At 68.6% G+C, this 2,997-nt stretch carries 3 protein-coding genes; all 3 read left to right on the top strand.

Features of this window, described 5'->3' with window-relative positions:
* Positions 1-8: 8 nt before the first annotated feature.
* The 3 genes from AC1DY5_RS49510 to AC1DY5_RS49500 are packed head-to-tail and all read left to right on the top strand — an operon-like array spanning position 9 to position 2,959.
* Positions 9-941 carry an ABC transporter substrate-binding protein gene (locus AC1DY5_RS49510; RefSeq protein ID WP_478121650.1) on the top strand — a complete coding sequence of 311 codons (933 nt, stop codon included), beginning with the start codon at positions 9-11 and terminating at the stop codon, positions 939-941.
* A 46-nt stretch (positions 942-987) separates the two neighbouring features.
* On the top strand, positions 988-2,091 hold the full coding sequence (locus tag AC1DY5_RS49505) for an LLM class flavin-dependent oxidoreductase (RefSeq protein WP_478121649.1): 1,104 nt from the start codon (positions 988-990) through the stop codon (positions 2,089-2,091).
* Positions 2,092-2,125: 34 nt separating this feature from the next.
* Positions 2,126-2,959, top strand: coding sequence for a class II aldolase/adducin family protein (locus AC1DY5_RS49500; RefSeq protein ID WP_478121648.1), 834 nt, complete (start codon positions 2,126-2,128; stop codon positions 2,957-2,959).
* The last annotated feature ends 38 nt before the right edge of the window (positions 2,960-2,997 follow it).

Raw genomic sequence — 2,997 nt, 5'->3', positions numbered from 1 at the left:
TGGGCCCGATGGCCGGCGCCGCGACGCCCGCAGCCGCCGACCTGTCCGGCCTGACGCTGCGCGTCGGCACCTACAAGGGCCTCTGGCGGCCGCTGATCGAGGCCTCGGGCCAGGGCCGCACGCCCTACAAGGTCGAGTGGCGCGAACTGAACAACGGGGTGCTGCACATCGAGGCGATCCAGGGCGACGCGCTGGACCTGGGCTCGGGCAGCGAGATCCCGGCCACCTTCGCGGCGCGGCAGAAGGCCAAGGTGCGCTTCATCGCCGTGATCCACGAAGACCTGAACAACCAGGCCACGCTGGCGCGCAAGGACGCGCCGATCCGCTCCATCGCCGACTTCAAGGGCAAGCGCGTGGGCTACGTTCGGGCCACCACCGCCCATTACTACCTGAGCAAGCAGCTGGCGGAGGTGGGCCTCTCATTCAACGACATCCAGCCGATCAACCTGAGCCCGGCCGACGGCCTCTCGGCCTTCGCGCGCGGCGATCTCGATGCCTGGGCGATCTATGGCTACAACGGCCAGCTCGCGCGCACGCAGTACGGTGCCCGAACCCTCAAGACCGGCAAGGGCTATCTCTCGGGCAACTTCCCGGTCTATGCGAATCCGCGCGCGGTCGACGACCCGTTGCGCCACGCCGCGATCACGGACTTCCTGCTGCGGCTGCAGCGCGCCTACGCATGGGCCAACGACAACTACCTGGACTACGCCAAGGCGCAATCGGCCGAGACGCGCGTGCCGGTGGGCGACCTGATCGAACTTTTCAACGGCCGCAGCAATGACTACGGGCTGGGCCCCGTCACCCCGGGCGTGGTGCGCAGCCACCAGGAAGTGGCCGACACCTTCCTGAAGCTCGGCGTGCTCGACGGCCCGGCCGACGTCGCCCCGCTGTGGGACCGCAGCTTCGGCGCCGCGCTGTCGCGCGGCGGCAACCCGGCCTGACCCCTTCCCTCTCACTTTCACTTTCATTGCAAGCAAGGACACCCTCATGAGCGACATCGAATTCATCGGCATGATTCAGGCCCAGAAGGTCTCGGAGATCCATCCCGCGCGCGGCCCCGCGATCGACCGCGACTACGTGCGCGCCTTTGCGCAGGCCCATGAACAGGGCGGCTTCGACCGCGTGCTGGTGCCGCACCATTCGACCAGCCCCGATGCCACACTGACCGTGGCCTACGCCGCGTCGGTCACCGAGCGCATCCATTTCATGCTGGCGCACCGGCCCGGCTTCGTTGCGCCGACGCTGGCCGCGCGGCAGTTCGCATCGCTCGACCATTTCAGCGGCGGCCGGCTCGCCGTGCACTACATTTCCGGCGGCTCCGACGAAGAACAGAAGCGCGACGGCGACTGGCTCGACCACGACCAGCGATACGCCCGCACCGACGAGTACCTCGACGTGCTGCGCAAGGTGTGGACCAGCGACAAGCCTTTCGACCATGAAGGCGCGCACTACCGGTTCAAGGATGCCTTCTCGGAGGTGAAGCCTCTGCAGTCGCTGAACGGCCGGCCGCATGTGCCGGTCTACTTCGGCGGCGCCTCCGAAGCGGCGATCCCGGTCGCCGGAAAGCATGCCGACGTCTATGCGCTGTGGGGCGAATCGCTCGACCAGGCGCGCGAACTGACCGGGCGCGTGCGCGCCGAAGCCGCGAAGCACGGGCGCAGCGTACGCTTCTCGGTCTCGTTCCGTCCGATCCTCGCCGACACCGAGGCGAAGGCCTGGGAACGGGCCGACCGCATCCTGGCCGACACCCGGCGGCTGCGCGTGGTGCAGGGCTTCGGTCRCGGCGGTCCGCTGCAGAGCGAGGGCGCCAAGCGCCTGCTGGCGGCGGCCGAGAAAGGCCCGCGGCTCGACAAGCGGCTGTGGACCGCCGTGGCCCAGGAGATCGGCGGCCGCTCGAACAGCACCGCGCTGGTCGGCACGCCCGAGCAGGTGGCCGACGCCCTTCTCGACTACTACGACCTCGGCGTGACGACCTTCCTGATCCGCGGCTTCGATCCGCTCGAGGACGCCATCGACTACGGGCGCGAGTTGATTCCCCGCACGCGCGAGCGGGTGGCGCAGCGCCTGGCGGCGAAGCGCAAGGCCGCCTGACCCCTCGATGCATCCCCGTGCCCGAAGGAACCGAATGAGCACCGTATTCGACATCGCCCGCGGCGGGGAGCGCCCCCGCACCCGCCTCGCCCTCAACCCGAACCCGAAACAGAAGTACTGGTTCGAGCCACCGGCACCGCGCACTAGCGTCGAGGCCGAGCGCCGGCATCGGCAGGAGCGGCTGGCTGGCGCCTTCCGCCTGTTCGCGCGCTTCGGCTTCGCGCAGGGCCTGGCCGGCCACATCACTGCGCGCGATCCGGAACTGCTCGATCATTTCTGGGTCAATCCGCTGGGCGTGCATTTCTCGCGCATCAAGGTGTCGGACCTGCTGCTGGTCAACGCCAGGGGCGAGACCGTGATCGGCGAGCGTCCGCTCAACAAGGCGGCCTTCGCGATCCATGCCGCGATCCACGAGCACAACCCGAAGATCGTCGCAGCTGCACACACGCATTCGACCTACGGCAAGGCCTGGTCGACGCTGGGCCGAAAGCTCGACACGCTAACGCAGGACGCCTGCGTGTTCCACGACGACCATGCCCTCTTCGACGACTTCACCGGGATGGTGGTGGACGAGAGCGAGGGCCTGCGCATCGCGAACGCCCTCGGCGACCGCAAGGGCGCGATCCTCAAGAACCACGGCATCCTGAGCGCAGGCCCGAGCGTCGAGGCCGCGGCCTGGTGGTACATCGCGCTCGACAACGCCTGCCACACCCAACTGCTGGCCGAAGCCGCTGGCAAGCCGCAGCCGATCGACGAGGCGGTCGCGCGCCATACGCACGGGCAGATCGGCGGACCCGAGGGCGCGCTGCATGCCTTCGAGAGCCTTTACGAAGGGCTGGTCGAAGCCGAGCCCGAACTGCTTGAATAAACCAGAGAGTCCCCCGCCCATGAACATCACCTCCCTTT

This window comes from Variovorax sp. P4_D9 (assembly GCF_056401695.1).
The sequence above is the reverse complement of the archived record's forward strand: the minus strand, read 5'-3'. Positions and strand labels throughout refer to the sequence as shown.